The organism is Photobacterium leiognathi (assembly GCF_030685535.1).
Lineage (GTDB): Bacteria > Pseudomonadota > Gammaproteobacteria > Enterobacterales > Vibrionaceae > Photobacterium > Photobacterium leiognathi.
On record NZ_CP131601.1, the window covers coordinates 280,564 to 296,228 of the forward strand.

The 15,665-nt window shown below is 45.6% G+C and carries 5 protein-coding genes, 4 tRNA genes, 5 rRNA genes and 1 riboswitch; of the genes, 12 read left to right on the top strand and 2 right to left on the bottom strand.

Annotated features, from left to right (window positions below; translation table 11 throughout):
- Positions 1 to 81: 81 nt before the first annotated feature.
- The 10 genes from rrf (Q7674_RS08230) to metA all read left to right on the top strand — a co-directional run bounded on the left by rrf (Q7674_RS08230) (position 82) and on the right by metA (position 7,350).
- Positions 82 to 197: ribosomal RNA gene (gene rrf, locus Q7674_RS08230) — 5S ribosomal RNA — on the top strand.
- Positions 198 to 577: 380 nt separating this feature from the next.
- A 16S ribosomal RNA gene (locus Q7674_RS08235) occupies positions 578 to 2,129 on the top strand.
- 101 nt (positions 2,130 to 2,230) lie between these two features.
- Positions 2,231 to 2,306 (top strand) — tRNA-Glu (locus Q7674_RS08240).
- Positions 2,307 to 2,327: 21 nt separating this feature from the next.
- Positions 2,328 to 2,403: transfer RNA gene (locus Q7674_RS08245), tRNA-Lys, on the top strand.
- A 31-nt stretch (positions 2,404 to 2,434) separates the two neighbouring features.
- A tRNA-Val gene (locus Q7674_RS08250) sits at positions 2,435 to 2,510 on the top strand.
- A gap of 323 nt (positions 2,511 to 2,833) precedes the next feature.
- Positions 2,834 to 5,717: ribosomal RNA gene (locus Q7674_RS08255) — 23S ribosomal RNA — on the top strand.
- 119 nt (positions 5,718 to 5,836) lie between these two features.
- Positions 5,837 to 5,952: ribosomal RNA gene (rrf, locus tag Q7674_RS08260) — 5S ribosomal RNA — on the top strand.
- A 46-nt stretch (positions 5,953 to 5,998) separates the two neighbouring features.
- Positions 5,999 to 6,074: transfer RNA gene (locus Q7674_RS08265), tRNA-Thr, on the top strand.
- A gap of 8 nt (positions 6,075 to 6,082) precedes the next feature.
- Positions 6,083 to 6,198: ribosomal RNA gene (gene rrf / locus Q7674_RS08270) — 5S ribosomal RNA — on the top strand.
- Together the 16S, 23S and 5S rRNA genes with 4 tRNA genes alongside form the textbook arrangement of a ribosomal RNA operon.
- 210 nt (positions 6,199 to 6,408) lie before the next feature.
- Positions 6,409 to 7,350 carry a homoserine O-acetyltransferase MetA gene (metA, locus tag Q7674_RS08275; protein WP_045063237.1) on the top strand — a complete coding sequence of 314 codons (942 nt, stop codon included), beginning with the start codon at positions 6,409 to 6,411 and terminating at the stop codon, positions 7,348 to 7,350.
- A 49-nt stretch (positions 7,351 to 7,399) separates the two neighbouring features.
- Here the strand turns inward: metA and Q7674_RS08280 are convergent, their stop codons facing one another.
- The gene (locus Q7674_RS08280) at positions 7,400 to 8,680 is read right to left on the bottom strand and encodes a cation:proton antiporter (protein WP_045063236.1); all 1,281 of its coding nucleotides are present in this window, start codon (positions 8,678 to 8,680) and stop codon (positions 7,400 to 7,402) included.
- A gap of 195 nt (positions 8,681 to 8,875) precedes the next feature.
- Between Q7674_RS08280 and metH the strand changes: the two genes are divergently transcribed.
- A complete protein-coding gene (gene metH, locus Q7674_RS08285; protein ID WP_045063235.1) occupies positions 8,876 to 12,547 on the top strand; it encodes a methionine synthase in 3,672 nt (1,223 codons plus the stop codon).
- A 76-nt stretch (positions 12,548 to 12,623) separates the two neighbouring features.
- Here metH and lysC read toward each other — a convergent pair whose 3' ends face one another.
- Entirely contained in the window at positions 12,624 to 13,991 is a 1,368-nt protein-coding gene (gene lysC / locus Q7674_RS08290) for a lysine-sensitive aspartokinase 3 (protein WP_045063233.1), read from the bottom strand.
- Positions 13,992 to 14,091: 100 nt separating this feature from the next.
- A riboswitch (Lysine riboswitch) is annotated at positions 14,092 to 14,276 on the bottom strand.
- Positions 14,277 to 14,533: 257 nt separating this feature from the next.
- Here lysC and Q7674_RS08295 point away from each other — a divergent pair.
- Positions 14,534 to 15,652, top strand: coding sequence for a pyridoxal-phosphate-dependent aminotransferase family protein (locus tag Q7674_RS08295; protein WP_305423511.1), 1,119 nt, complete (start codon positions 14,534 to 14,536; stop codon positions 15,650 to 15,652).
- The last annotated feature ends 13 nt before the right edge of the window (positions 15,653 to 15,665 follow it).

Below are 15,665 nucleotides of genomic sequence, written 5' to 3' on the forward strand. Positions count from 1 at the left end.
CACCCAAGGGGTTTTATACGGACTCCAAGAACACTTGAACGTGTGTTTGAGAATCAGCTTTTCAAGATTGTAATGAATTTGCTTGGCGACCATAGCGTTATGGACCCACCTGATCCCATGCCGAACTCAGTAGTGAAACGTAATAGCGCCGATGGTAGTGTGGGGCCTCCCCATGTGAGAGTAGGACATCGCCAGGCTCAACATTAGAAAGCCCGTTCATCAGAACGGGCTTTTATTCGCTCCCGCTGGTTGGAATGTGAGCGAGGTCAAAAGAAGGTTTTCACTTTTTAACCAACTGATTAAAAAGATGAGAATTTTGTCTTGACTGAATATCAGATAAGCGTATTATACGCCACCTGACTTGCTGAAGCGTAAATCGCTAAGGCATTGAAAGTCAACGTTCTTTAACAATTTGACCATGCAATCTGTGTGGGCACTCGTTGAATGATTAGTCAAAAAGATTTATCAATGATACTAGTGACCAATTTGATACTTCGGTATCAGCACAGTCAATTCATTCATCATTTATGATGAATTAACAGTATTCATTGAGCAGGTCGAAAGACCAACAAAACTTTAATTGAAGAGTTTGATCATGGCTCAGATTGAACGCTGGCGGCAGGCCTAACACATGCAAGTCGAGCGGCAGCGACTTAACTGAACCTTCGGGGAACGTTAAGGGCGGCGAGCGGCGGACGGGTGAGTAATGCCTGGGAATATGCCCTGATGTGGGGGATAACTATTGGAAACGATAGCTAATACCGCATAATCTCTTCGGAGCAAAGAGGGGGACCTTCGGGCCTCTCGCGTCAGGATTAGCCCAGGTGGGATTAGCTTGTTGGTGAGGTAATGGCTCACCAAGGCAACGATCCCTAGCTGGTCTGAGAGGATGATCAGCCACACTGGAACTGAGACACGGTCCAGACTCCTACGGGAGGCAGCAGTGGGGAATATTGCACAATGGGGGAAACCCTGATGCAGCCATGCCGCGTGTATGAAGAAGGCCTTCGGGTTGTAAAGTACTTTCAGTAGGGAGGAAGGCAGTGTCGTTAATAGCGGCATTGTTTGACGTTACCTACAGAAGAAGCACCGGCTAACTCCGTGCCAGCAGCCGCGGTAATACGGAGGGTGCGAGCGTTAATCGGAATTACTGGGCGTAAAGCGCATGCAGGCGGTCTGTTAAGCAAGATGTGAAAGCCCGGGGCTCAACCTCGGAACAGCATTTTGAACTGGCAGACTAGAGTCTTGTAGAGGGGGGTAGAATTTCAGGTGTAGCGGTGAAATGCGTAGAGATCTGAAGGAATACCAGTGGCGAAGGCGGCCCCCTGGACAAAGACTGACGCTCAGATGCGAAAGCGTGGGGAGCAAACAGGATTAGATACCCTGGTAGTCCACGCCGTAAACGATGTCTACTTGGAGGTTGTGGCCTTGAGCCGTGGCTTTCGGAGCTAACGCGTTAAGTAGACCGCCTGGGGAGTACGGTCGCAAGATTAAAACTCAAATGAATTGACGGGGGCCCGCACAAGCGGTGGAGCATGTGGTTTAATTCGATGCAACGCGAAGAACCTTACCTACTCTTGACATCCAGAGAACTTTCCAGAGATGGATTGGTGCCTTCGGGAACTCTGAGACAGGTGCTGCATGGCTGTCGTCAGCTCGTGTTGTGAAATGTTGGGTTAAGTCCCGCAACGAGCGCAACCCTTATCCTTGTTTGCCAGCACTTCGGGTGGGAACTCCAGGGAGACTGCCGGTGATAAACCGGAGGAAGGTGGGGACGACGTCAAGTCATCATGGCCCTTACGAGTAGGGCTACACACGTGCTACAATGGCGTATACAGAGGGCTGCCAACTCGCGAGAGTGAGCGAATCCCAGAAAGTGCGTCGTAGTCCGGATTGGAGTCTGCAACTCGACTCCATGAAGTCGGAATCGCTAGTAATCGTGAATCAGAATGTCACGGTGAATACGTTCCCGGGCCTTGTACACACCGCCCGTCACACCATGGGAGTGGGCTGCACCAGAAGTAGATAGCTTAACCTTCGGGAGGGCGTTTACCACGGTGTGGTTCATGACTGGGGTGAAGTCGTAACAAGGTAGCCCTAGGGGAACCTGGGGCTGGATCACCTCCTTACCTAAAGACTTAACTGTTTAAATGCAGTGTCCACACAGATTGCTTGGTTAAAATGTAAGAGAGCCACTTAATGTTGCCCAACAACATTAAGTATGAACATTGTCCCGTTCGTCTAGAGGCCTAGGACACCGCCCTTTCACGGCGGTAACAGGGGTTCGACTCCCCTACGGGACGCCACTTCTCTTTGAAGTGAATATTGGGTCGTTAGCTCAGTTGGTAGAGCAGTTGACTTTTAATCAATTGGTCGCAGGTTCGAATCCTGCACGACCCACCATTCTTTCTCACGAAGGAATTCAAACTATCGTGGGCGATTAGCTCAGTTGGGAGAGCACCTCCCTTACAAGGAGGGGGTCACTGGTTCGAGCCCGGTATCGCCCACCACTCTCTAAAAGTTTTCTGCACGGATTTCGCAGATTTAATGAAGAATCTCTTTGTTAAGTCCGCATTCTTGTCGCCGAAAATCGTTAGAAAGTGGTTCGAAAGAAACACAATGCTCTTTAACAATCTGGAAAGCTGACTAGTAAATTCAATCAATAGATTGATTTATAGTTTTCATCGAAAGATGAAAACGAGTTCTCAAAACAATACACATTCAAGTGTCTTGTATCGAGTCCGGCGAAAAACCAACGTTTAATACTTTCTTGATCGAAGTGTTAGACACAAACCTTGGTTGTTTGAACATACGAAACCTCTTGGGGTTGTATGGTTAAGTGACTAAGCGTACACGGTGGATGCCTTGGCAGTCAGAGGCGATGAAGGACGTATTAACTTGCGATAAGCCCAGAGAAGGTAGTAAAAACAGGTGACTCTGGGATTTCCGAATGGGGAAACCCACTTACATAAGTAAGTATCATAGTGTGAATACATAGCACTATGAAGCGAACCGGGGGAACTGAAACATCTAAGTACCCCGAGGAAGAGAAATCAACCGAGATTCCGGTAGTAGCGGCGAGCGAAACCGGATTATAAGCTAGTTTTGCGTTAGGTGAAAGTTCTGGAAAGTTCTGCGATACAGGGTGATAGCCCCGTAACCGACAACGCATTATCAGTGAAAACGAGTAGGACGGGACACGTGTTATCTTGTCTGAATATGGGGGACCATCCTCCAAGGCTAAATACTCCTGACTGACCGATAGTGAACCAGTACCGTGAGGGAAAGGCGAAAAGAACCCCTGTGAGGGGAGTGAAATAGAACCTGAAACCGTGTACGTACAAGCAGTAGGAGCCCACTTGTTGGGTGACTGCGTACCTTTGTATAATGGGTCAGCGACTTAATTTTAGTAGCAAGGTTAACCGTTTAGGGGAGCCGTAGGGAAACCGAGTCTTAACTGGGCGTCATAGTTGCTAGGATTAGACCCGAAACCGAGTGATCTAGCCATGGGCAGGTTGAAGGTGAGGTAACACTTACTGGAGGACCGAACCGACTAATGTTGAAAAATTAGCGGATGACTTGTGGCTAGGGGTGAAAGGCCAATCAAACTCGGAGATAGCTGGTTCTCCCCGAAAGCTATTTAGGTAGCGCCTCGGACGAATACTACTGGGGGTAGAGCACTGTTAAGGCTAGGGGGTCATCCCGACTTACCAACCCTTTGCAAACTCCGAATACCAGTAAGTACTATCCGGGAGACACACGGCGGGTGCTAACGTCCGTCGTGAAGAGGGAAACAACCCAGACCGCCAGCTAAGGTCCCAAAGTTATAGCTAAGTGGGAAACGATGTGGGAAGGCTCAGACAGCCAGGATGTTGGCTTAGAAGCAGCCATCATTTAAAGAAAGCGTAATAGCTCACTGGTCGAGTCGGCCTGCGCGGAAGATTTAACGGGGCTAAGCTATACACCGAAGCTGCGGCAATGCAGTTTACTGCATTGGGTAGGGGAGCGTTCTGTAAGCCGTTGAAGGTGTGCTGTAAGGCATGCTGGAGGTATCAGAAGTGCGAATGCTGACATGAGTAACGATAAAGGGAGTGAAAAACTCCCTCGCCGGAAGATCAAGGGTTCCTGTCCAACGTTAATCGGGGCAGGGTAAGTCGACCCCTAAGGCGAGGCCGAAAGGCGTAGTCGATGGGAAACGGGTTAATATTCCCGTACTTCTTATAATTGCGATGGAGGGACGGAGAAGGCTAGGTGAGCCTGGCGACGGTTGTCCAGGTCCAAGTATGTAGGCTGATGGTTTAGGCAAATCCGGACCATCTTAAGGCTGAGATACGATGTCGAGTCACTACGGTGATGAAGTCATTGATGCCATGCTTCCGGGAAAAGCTTCTAAGCTTCAGATTATAAGGAATCGTACCCCAAACCGACACAGGTGATCAGGTAGAGAATACCAAGGCGCTTGAGAGAACTCGGGTGAAGGAACTAGGCAAAATGGTACCGTAACTTCGGGAGAAGGTACGCTCCTAGCGGTGATGAGACTTGCTCTCTAAGCTGCCGGGAGTCGCAGATACCAGGTGGCTGCAACTGTTTATTAAAAACACAGCACTGTGCAAAATCGAAAGATGACGTATACGGTGTGACGCCTGCCCGGTGCCGGAAGGTTAATTGATGGGGTTAGACTTCGGTCGAAGCTCTTGATCGAAGCCCCGGTAAACGGCGGCCGTAACTATAACGGTCCTAAGGTAGCGAAATTCCTTGTCGGGTAAGTTCCGACCTGCACGAATGGCGTAATGATGACCACGCTGTCTCCACCCGAGACTCAGTGAAATTGAAATCGCAGTGAAGATGCTGCGTCCCCGCGGCTAGACGGAAAGACCCCGTGAACCTTTACTATAGCTTGGCACTGAACATTGACCCTACATGTGTAGGATAGGTGGGAGACTGTGAAATAATCGCGCTAGCGGTTATGGAGTCGTCCTTGAAATACCACCCTTGTATGCTTGATGTTCTAACGTGGGCCCCTTATCGGGGTTACGGACAGTGCCTGGTGGGTAGTTTGACTGGGGCGGTCTCCTCCCAAAGAGTAACGGAGGAGCACGAAGGTGGGCTAATCACGGTCGGACATCGTGAGGTTAGTGCAATGGCATAAGCCCGCTTGACTGCGAGAATGACAATTCGAGCAGGTGCGAAAGCAGGTCATAGTGATCCGGTGGTTCTGAATGGAAGGGCCATCGCTCAACGGATAAAAGGTACTCCGGGGATAACAGGCTGATACCGCCCAAGAGTTCATATCGACGGCGGTGTTTGGCACCTCGATGTCGGCTCATCACATCCTGGGGCTGAAGTCGGTCCCAAGGGTATGGCTGTTCGCCATTTAAAGTGGTACGCGAGCTGGGTTTAGAACGTCGTGAGACAGTTCGGTCCCTATCTGCCGTGGGCGTTGGATGATTGAGAGGGGCTGCTCCTAGTACGAGAGGACCGGAGTGGACGAACCGCTGGTGTTCGGGTTGTGTCGCCAGACGCATTGCCCGGTAGCTAAGTTCGGAATCGATAACCGCTGAAAGCATCTAAGCGGGAAGCGAGCCTCAAGATGAGTCATCCCTAGACCTTTAAGGTCTCTAAAGGGTTGTTGAAGACTACAACGTTGATAGGTCGGGTGTGTAAGTGCTGTGAGGCATTGAGCTAACCGATACTAATTGCCCGTGAGGCTTAACCATACAACACCCAAGGGGTTTTATACGGACTCCAAGAACACTTGAACGTGTGTTTGAGAATCAGCTTTCTAAGATTACTTTTGCCTTCAGTTTTTAAAAACTGAAAGTAAATAAAGAATTTGCTTGGCGACCATAGCATTATGGACCCACCTGATCCCATGCCGAACTCAGTAGTGAAACGTAATAGCGCCGATGGTAGTGTGGGGCCTCCCCATGTGAGAGTAGGACATCGCCAGGCTTCAAATTATAGAGTTCGCTAAAGCGAGCTCATTAAAGCTTTGTGTGCTGGTATGGCTCAGTTGGTAGAGCGCACCCTTGGTAAGGGTGAGGTCCCCAGTTCAAATCTGGGTACTAGCACCATTAATTTGTTTAGCGACCATAGCACAGCGGTACCACCTGATCCCATGCCGAACTCAGAAGTGAAACGTTGTAGCGCCGATGGTAGTGTGGGGTCTCCCCATGTGAGAGTAGGACATCGCTAAATCTCTTTCTGAGACCCAGCCTTTGGCTGGGTTTTTTCGTTATTAGCGTTATCATTTACCTATCTTTGTTTCCGTATCTCTTCTTTTCACTCTCTTTGATATCAATTCGATATGTTATTCTTTGGTTATAAACTTGCGTCTCTTTAGGTTTTTCTATAGTTTTAATGGAAGTTTAGACGGCTAAAATCTTGTGTGGAAAGGAGTCAACAAAGATGCCAATAAAAATACCTGATCGCTTACCTGCTACTGATATTCTGCGTAGTGAAAATATCTTTGTGATGACTGAAAAGCGTGCTGCGAGTCAGGGTATCCGTCCATTGAAGGTATTGTTATTAAACTTGATGCCAAAGAAAATTGAGACGGAAACACAATTTTTACGTTTGTTATCAAACAGCCCACTCCAGGTGGATGTTGAATTATTACGTATTGATAATCGACCAACTAAAAATACACCTCAAGAGCATTTAGATACTTTTTATCGTCAGTTTGAAATGGTGAAGGGACGAAACTTTGATGGTTTGATTGTCACTGGTGCGCCGCTGGGGTTAGTGCAGTTTGAAGATGTTTTGTATTGGGAAGAAATTCAAATCATTATGAATTGGGCTAAAGATCATGTGACTTCTACTATGTTTGTTTGCTGGGCTGCACAGGCAGGTTTAAAGCTGTTGTATGATTTGCCTAAACGTACACGAAAAGAAAAGCTATCAGGTGTATATCAGCATCGTATCCACGATATGCACCATCCTATTCTTCGTGGTTTCGATGATACCTTTTTTGCGCCCCATTCTCGTTATGCTGATTTTTCTCCTGATTATCTTACTCAACATACAGATTTAGATATTTTGGCGACTTCAGCGCAGGCTGGCGTCTATCTAGCGGCAACTAAAGATAAACGTAATGTGTTTGTGACTGGTCATCCTGAATATGATGTAGATACTCTGCATAATGAGTTTGTACGTGACACAGAGCAAGGTATGGAGCCTGCAGTTCCTGTAAATTATTACCCTGATAATGAGCCATCAAATTCACCGATTGCCAGTTGGCGCAGCCATGGACATTTACTCTTTAGTAATTGGTTGAATTACTGTGTTTACCAGCAAACGCCATATGATTTGGAGCACTTCTCCGAAGATAGTTTCACTAAAGATGAATAATAAAAAAGCCTGCGTGATATGCAGGCTTTTTTGTCTCGGTACGAATGAGTTACTTATTCTGTAGTTCCCATACTTTGGCTTTTTCAATCAGTGGTGTAATAGTGGAACCTTGGATAAGAATAGAGAACACCACTACAGCATAAGTCATTACTAGGATGATCTCGCGTACATCAATGCCTTTCTCTGGGATCACCATAACGCCTGCTGGAATTGCCATTGCCATCGCTAGGGCTAAGCCGCCGCGTAAGCCACCCCATGTTAGGATTTTCACTGACATTGGGTTGTATTGACGGTAACGGCTAAAGCCTAAGTAAGGGAGCTGAATACTTAAGTAACGGCTAACTAAAACAAGTGGAATAGCAATAGCCATTAGAACCCAGTCTTCTTGGTGGAAGCTGAAGTCAAGCATGGTCATACCGATCAATAGGAACAACACACCATTTAAGAACTCATCAACTAATTCCCAGAAGTGATCAAGGTGCTCTTCACTTTCTTTGGAAAAGCCAATGTAGCGAGTCCAGTTACCGATCATGATACCCGATACCACCATTGCTAATGGACCTGATACATGGATAACTTCTGCAAAAGCATAGCCTGCGCTTGGAATACCTATGGTGAGTAGTAGCTCCATTGAGTGATCGTTGGTTGAGCTAATAAGGTAGTGGAAAATAAGGCCAAGAATGAAACCGTAGGCGATACCGCCAATTGCTTCTTGGAGGAACAGCTGGGTGACACCCATTACAGTTGGTGCAGTATCACCAAAAGCAATGGTAAACATAGTGACGAAGATGACTAAGCCAAAGCCGTCATTAAATAAAGACTCGCCCTCGATTTGAGTGGAAATACGACGAGGCGCATTCATTTTTTTAACGATGGCTAATACCGCGATTGGGTCGGTTGGTGAAATTAAAGCGCCGAAGAGTAAACAGTAGATCAGATCAAGCTGAATGCCGATTAACTGACAAATTCCCCACAAACTGAAGCCAATAAAGAAGGTTGAGAAAAGCGTGGCGCCCAGTGCTAAAACAGTGATTTCCCATTTCTGATCTTCTAAGTGAGGGAGTTTAATACCTAACCCGCCTGCAAAAAGTAGAAAGCCTAAAATACCTTTTAGTAGGAAATCTTCGAAGTTGATTTTGCTGATTTGTGTTGCAGCAATATCTTCAAGGTGGAACCAACCATTGTGACCAGCAATAATGATCAATAGTGACAGGATCAAAGAGCCAGCAGTGATGGCAATGGTGGTTTGCATTTTACCTATTTTACTGTTTACAAAAGCAATAAGCATTGCTGCTGCAGCCAGAAAGCAGAGCGTGCTGTAGACCGACATGCGTAACCTCTAGAGTGGTTGAGTTGTTAGGGGATTTGTGACGAAATAGTAAAACCATCAGATCTTAATGGCTACTGATAATTTGTTTTATTTTGAAATGCTTTTGTTGTTTAAATTATCTTTAGCTTTCTTTATCACGAATTGAAGTGTGATAGGATGTTGCAAAGCTGTAATGGATTATAAGGATGTAGTGTAGTGTTAAACAGCAAGGAATTACTGCATAAGCGGTTAGAGCAGCAAATATTGATCATCGATGGTGGTATGGGCACCATGATCCAAGGTTATAAACTTGAAGAAGAGGATTATCGCGGTCAGCGCTTTGCTGATTGGCATTCTGATCTGAAAGGCAATAATGATCTTCTGGTTTTAACTCAACCTCAGCTTATTAAAGATATTCACCTTTCCTACCTTGAAGCTGGGGCGGATATTTTAGAAACTAATACCTTTAATGCTACAACGATTGCTATGGCGGATTACGACATGGAATCGTTGAGTGTTGAAATTAACTTTGAAGCCGCGCGTCTTGCTCGTGCTGCTGCTGATGAATGGACAGCAAAAACACCCAATAAGCCTCGTTATGTCGCTGGTGTGTTAGGTCCAACCAACCGTACTTGTTCTATCTCGCCTGATGTTAACGATCCTGGTTATCGTAATGTCTCTTTCGACGAGCTTGTTGAAGCCTATTCTGAATCAACCCGTGCGCTTATTAAGGGCGGCTCGGATCTTATTTTAATTGAAACTATCTTCGATACATTGAACGCCAAGGCGTGTGCCTTTGCCGTTGATTGTGTGTTTGAAGAAATGGGTATCACATTACCCGTTATGATATCAGGCACTATCACCGATGCGTCAGGACGTACCCTTTCTGGTCAAACTACCGAGGCGTTTTATAACTCATTACGTCATATTAAACCGCTCTCTTTTGGTTTGAACTGTGCACTTGGCCCTGATGAGCTTCGCCCTTATGTCGATGAACTCTCTCGTATCTCTGAGACTTTTGTTTCTGCTCACCCGAATGCGGGCTTACCTAATGCGTTTGGTGAATACGATCTCTCTCCTGAAGATATGGCAGAACACGTTAAAGAGTGGGCTGAAAGCGGTTTTTTAAATTTGATTGGTGGTTGTTGTGGTACGACGCCAGAGCATATTCGTCAAATGGCGCAAGCGGTTGAGAATATTAAGCCTCGATCATTGCCAGATATTAACGTAGCGTGCCGTTTATCGGGGTTAGAGCCTCTTACTATTGAAAAAGAAAGTCTATTTATAAACGTTGGTGAGCGTACTAACGTAACGGGCTCTGCGCGTTTTAAACGTTTGATCAAAGAACAGCTATATGACGAAGCATTAGATGTTGCACGCCAGCAAGTCGAGAATGGTGCTCAAATCATCGATATTAATATGGATGAAGGCATGCTTGATGCCGAAGCGTGCATGGTACGATTTTTAAATCTGTGTGCGTCTGAGCCAGAAATTTCCAAAGTGCCAATCATGGTCGATTCCTCCAAGTGGGAAGTAATTGAGGCTGGCCTGAAATGTATTCAAGGTAAGGGCATTGTTAACTCAATTTCGCTTAAAGAAGGCAAAGAAAAGTTTGTTGAACAGGCGAAATTGATCCGTCGTTATGGTGCTGCGGTTATCGTAATGGCGTTTGATGAAGTCGGTCAGGCTGAAACCCGTGAACGTAAACTGGAAATTTGTACTAAAGCGTATCGTATCTTAGTTGATGAAGTCGGTTTCCCCCCAGAAGACATTATTTTCGATCCGAATATTTTCGCTGTAGCCACAGGTATTGAAGAGCACAATAACTATGCGGTGGATTTCATTGAGGCCGTCGCTGATATTAAACGTGATTTGCCGTATGCGATGATTTCAGGTGGCGTATCTAATGTCTCCTTCTCCTTCCGTGGCAATAACTATGTTCGTGAAGCTATTCACGCCGTCTTCCTTTATCACTGTTTCAAAAACGGTATGGATATGGGGATCGTGAATGCGGGTCAACTTGAGATCTACGATAACGTTCCAGATAAGTTGCGAGAAGCAGTTGAAGATGTCGTTCTAAACCGTCGTGATGATGGTACAGAGTGCCTATTAGATATTGCTGCGGAATACGCAGGTAAAGGCGTAGGTAAAGAAGATGATGCTTCTGCATTAGAGTGGCGAACTTGGGCGGTAGAAAAGCGTTTAGAGCATGCGCTTGTTAAAGGGATCACCGAGTTTATTGTGGAAGATACAGAAGAGGCCCGTGTTAATGCGACTAAACCGCTAGAGGTCATTGAAGGCCCTTTAATGGATGGCATGAACGTAGTCGGCGATCTGTTTGGCGAAGGGAAGATGTTCTTGCCGCAGGTGGTGAAATCTGCCCGTGTTATGAAGCAAGCCGTTGCTCACCTTGAGCCTTATATCAACGCCGAAAAACAAGCTGGTAGTACGAACGGTAAGATTTTGTTGGCAACAGTAAAAGGCGATGTTCACGATATCGGTAAGAACATTGTTGGCGTGGTATTGCAGTGTAATAACTACGAGATCATTGATCTTGGTGTCATGGTACCTTGTGATCAGATTTTAAAAGTTGCCAAAGAAGAAAACGTCGACATTATTGGTCTATCAGGTTTGATCACTCCATCACTGGATGAAATGGTACATGTTGCTAAAGAGATGGAACGTTTAGGTTTTGATCTACCGTTATTGATTGGTGGTGCAACCACCTCTAAAGCACACACAGCAGTGAAAATTGAACAAAACTACAATCAGCCTGTGGTATACGTGAATAACGCATCACGTGCGGTCGGTGTGTGCTCTTCATTGTTATCAGACACATTGAAGCCTGGGTTTGTTGAAAAGCTGCAAGCTGATTATGACATTGTACGTGAACAGCATGCGCGTAAGCGTCCACGTACAAAGCCTGTTACTTTAGAAAAAGCGCGTGCTAATAAAGTAGCGATTGATTGGGATGCGTATACACCGCCAGTGCCTGTTAAACCGGGTATTCATATTTTCGATGACTTTGATATTGCCACGCTTCGCAATTATATCGATTGGACACCATTCTTTATGACATGGTCGTTAGTCGGGAAATATCCAAAGATCTTTGAACACGAAGAAGTGGGTGAAGAAGCGAAACGTTTATTTGCTGATGCTAATGAGTTGCTTGATCGTGTTGAGAAAGAAGGCTTATTAAAAGCGCGTGGTATGTGTGGTTTGTTCCCAGCTGCAAGTGTTGGGGATGATATCGAAGTATACACCGATGAATCACGTACCGAAGTCGCAACAGTGCTGCATAACTTGCGTCAGCAAACTGAGAAGCCAAAAGGTTTTAACTATTGTATCTCTGACTACATTGCACCAAAAGAATCGGGTAAACCTGACTGGATTGGTGCCTTTGCGGTTACAGGTGGTATTGGTGAGCGCGAATTGGCGGACGAGTATAAAGCCCAAGGTGATGACTATAATGCCATTATGATCCAAGCAGTTGCCGATCGTTTAGCAGAAGCGTTCGCTGAATACCTTCATGAGCGAGTGCGTAAAGAAATTTGGGGTTATGCAGCGGATGAAAATCTATCAAATGAAGATTTGATCCGCGAAAAGTATCAAGGTATTCGACCAGCACCGGGTTACCCTGCTTGTCCTGAACACACTGAGAAAGCACCGCTATGGGAGCTGATGAATGTGGAAGAGAATATTGGCATGTCATTAACCACCAGTTATGCCATGTACCCAGGCGCTTCGGTATCGGGTTGGTATTTCTCTCATCCTGATTCACGTTACTTTGCGGTAGCGCAGATCCAACAAGATCAGCTTGAAAGTTATGCTGATCGTAAAGGCTGGGATTTGATCGAAGCTGAAAAATGGCTTGGGCCAAATCTGTAATACCTCAATAGAGATGAATAAAAAAGGCGCTCAATGCGCCTTTTTGTTTATTTAAGATTTGTGTGTTTGGAATGGGTTATTCCAGTAAAGAGGCGTGCAATGTACGAACGACGTCTTTTGCTTCATCTTCATTGATTAAGAAACATAGATTGTGTGGACTTGCGCCGTAACAAATCATACGAAGGTTATGATCTTCTAATGCACCAAAGATATCTTTTGCAGAGCCTTTAGTATCACTCATTTGGTTACCAATGAGTGCAACCAGTGATAAGCCTTGCTCAACTTCGACACGACATAATTGGCTTAGCTCTTCGACAGCTTTAAGTGGAAGTGTTGGTGCACCGCCTCCAGTATCGGTTTGATCGAGAGTGAGTGATACACTGACTTCAGATGTGGTGATCAAATCGACTGAGATTTTGTGTTCAGCGAGAATGCGAAATACTTCGGCCAAGAAACCATAAGCGTGGAACATATTTAAGCTGGTGAGTGTCACCATCGTTTGATTGGCACGTAGTGCTAATGCCCTAAACAGTGGCGCGTCTTCTACCGATTGTCGGATCCAAGTACCACCTTGCTCTGGTGCTTTTGATGAACCGACAAATACAGGGATCTGTTGACGAACAGCTGGTACTAAGGTTGATGGATGAAGGATCTTAGCACCAAAATTTGCCATTTCAGAGGCTTCACTAAAGCTGATCTCTTTAATCGGTTGTGCTGCTGGGGTGATACGTGGATCGGTTGTGTACAGTCCCGGTACGTCGGTCCAAATTTCTAATGTTGATGCATTCACAGCTTCTGCAACAAGCGCGGCACTATAATCACTACCACCTCGGCCTAAGGTTGTTGTCACACCTTGGCTGTTTGAACCGATAAAGCCCTGCGAAACAACAATATTACCATCGAGTAATGGTAGCAATTGTGTTTCTGCTTGTTGTTTGATCTGCTCTGGCTGAGGTATCGCTTTACCAAATTGATCGTCTGTGCGCATGATTGGGCGAATATCTACACGCACAGCAGGTGCATTTTGTTCAACTAAAATTTGAGTGAAAAGATAGGTTGAAAGTAATTCACCATGACTAACGATTTGATCGGTTAGTTGAGCTGATGTTGCAATAGCCGCTTGCTCAGCAAGTGTCGCAACACTGTCAAGTAAGCTATAAATCGCATCTTGAATACTTGATGGTTGCTTAAGTTGATCAAGCACATCTTGGTGTGTTTGTGTCAGTTGCTGTAATCGTTGCTGGCGAGTACTGGCATCACTAACGCCATTGGCGAGTTCAACTAAGATATTGGTAACACCTGAACAGGCACTAATCAGCACAATTTTGGTATCTGGGTTAGCGATAACAATTTTAGCGCTGCGGCTCATTGCTGTGAAATCGGCCACGCTGGTGCCGCCGAACTTGGCGACGGTCAATGCTGAGTTAGCAATAGAGTTGTCCATTATTTCTCCCTAAATCGTAAACAAATCATAAGGTAGGCTATTTGTCCGGGAGTATTCCCGACATCCTGTCAGGAGAGCATGAGAAGTGAATTTAAAGCACTTACCCAGAAGCTCCCCACCACATTCTATTGTTGAGCGTGGTGACAGCTAGAAGGATTCAACCTTCATAGCCGATATGACTGATCCCCTAATGAGTCATACCTCGGCGTTACTCTCCCTCTCATAATGGCGCTAGGGTGGGGCCCTGTCATTATGATACCTAGGTAACGCTCCTCTTCCGTTTTTTAATATTGTGTTAGTTACATGCTGTTATTAAATAGAAAACAACACATGAGTAAAATATCGTCTCATTGAATAAGATTTGTTACCTGTTTGTCAAATGTTATGTGACAAATAATTTACATTTAAAATTAAGCGACTGTGCGTAAGGGATGCGACATCGACTCTTGCGTCAATGAAAGGGCTCTAATACTCTTAAAACGATAGCAACCCGTTCCATACAAAAAATATCTATAGGGACTGTGACTTTACGGAGCAAAATAATGACAATTACCAGTTTTATTCCGCCACATAGAACACTGATGGGGCCGGGGCCATCGGATATTTACCCGCAAGTATTACAAGCATTAAGTCGTCCAACCGTGGGACATTTAGACCCTTTGTTCATCGGTATGATGGATGAGTTAAAACAGCTTCTGCAATATGCTTTCCAAACCCAAAATCCATTCACTATTGCTGTTTCTGCGCCGGGCAGTGCAGGGATGGAAGCGTGTTTTGTTAATCTCGTTGAGCCAGGCGATAAGGTGTTAGTGTGCCGTAATGGTGTTTTTGGCGAGCGTATGCGTGAAAATGTCGAACGCTGTGGTGGTATAGCGGTTGTGGTTGATAATGAATGGGGGGCGCCAGTGTCTCCCGATCTTGTTGAGCAAGCATTACAAGATAATCCTGACATTAACATTGTGGCGTTTGTTCATGCAGAAACCTCAACTAGCGCATTGAGTGATGCGAAAACACTGGCGGAAATTGCCCGTAAACATGATTGTTTAACCATCGTTGATGCGGTGACGTCTCTCGGTGGTGTGCCATTGCTGGTGGATGAATGGCAATTAGATGCGGTCTATTCTGGTAGTCAAAAGTGTTTGTCTTGTACGCCGGGGTTATCGCCATTAACGTTTTCCCAAAAAGCGATTGATAAAATCCAGCAACGTAAAACCAAAGTGCAAAGCTGGTTTTTAGATCAAAGCTTAGTGTTAGGTTATTGGAGTGGTGAGGGCAAACGTAGTTATCACCATACCGCGCCTGTAAATAGTCTATATGCACTACATGAAGCGTTAGTACTGCTGCATAATGAAGGGTTAGAAAATGCGTGGCAGCGTCATCGTAACGCCCATGAAGAGCTTAAAGCAGGACTTGAAAAGTTAGGTATCCAATTTGTGGTAGAAGAAGCGTCACGGTTACCACAACTCAATGCTATTTATATTCCTGACGGTGTTGATGATGCAGAGGTTCGCAATGAATTGTTGCAACGCTATAACTTAGAAATCGGTGCAGGATTAGGTGCGTTGGCAGGAAAAGCGTGGCGTATCGGTTTGATGGGTTATGGTGCAAGAAGTGAAAATGTTGCGCTGTGCTTAAAAGCGCTAGAAACTACATTGAAATAATTAATTGATGAGT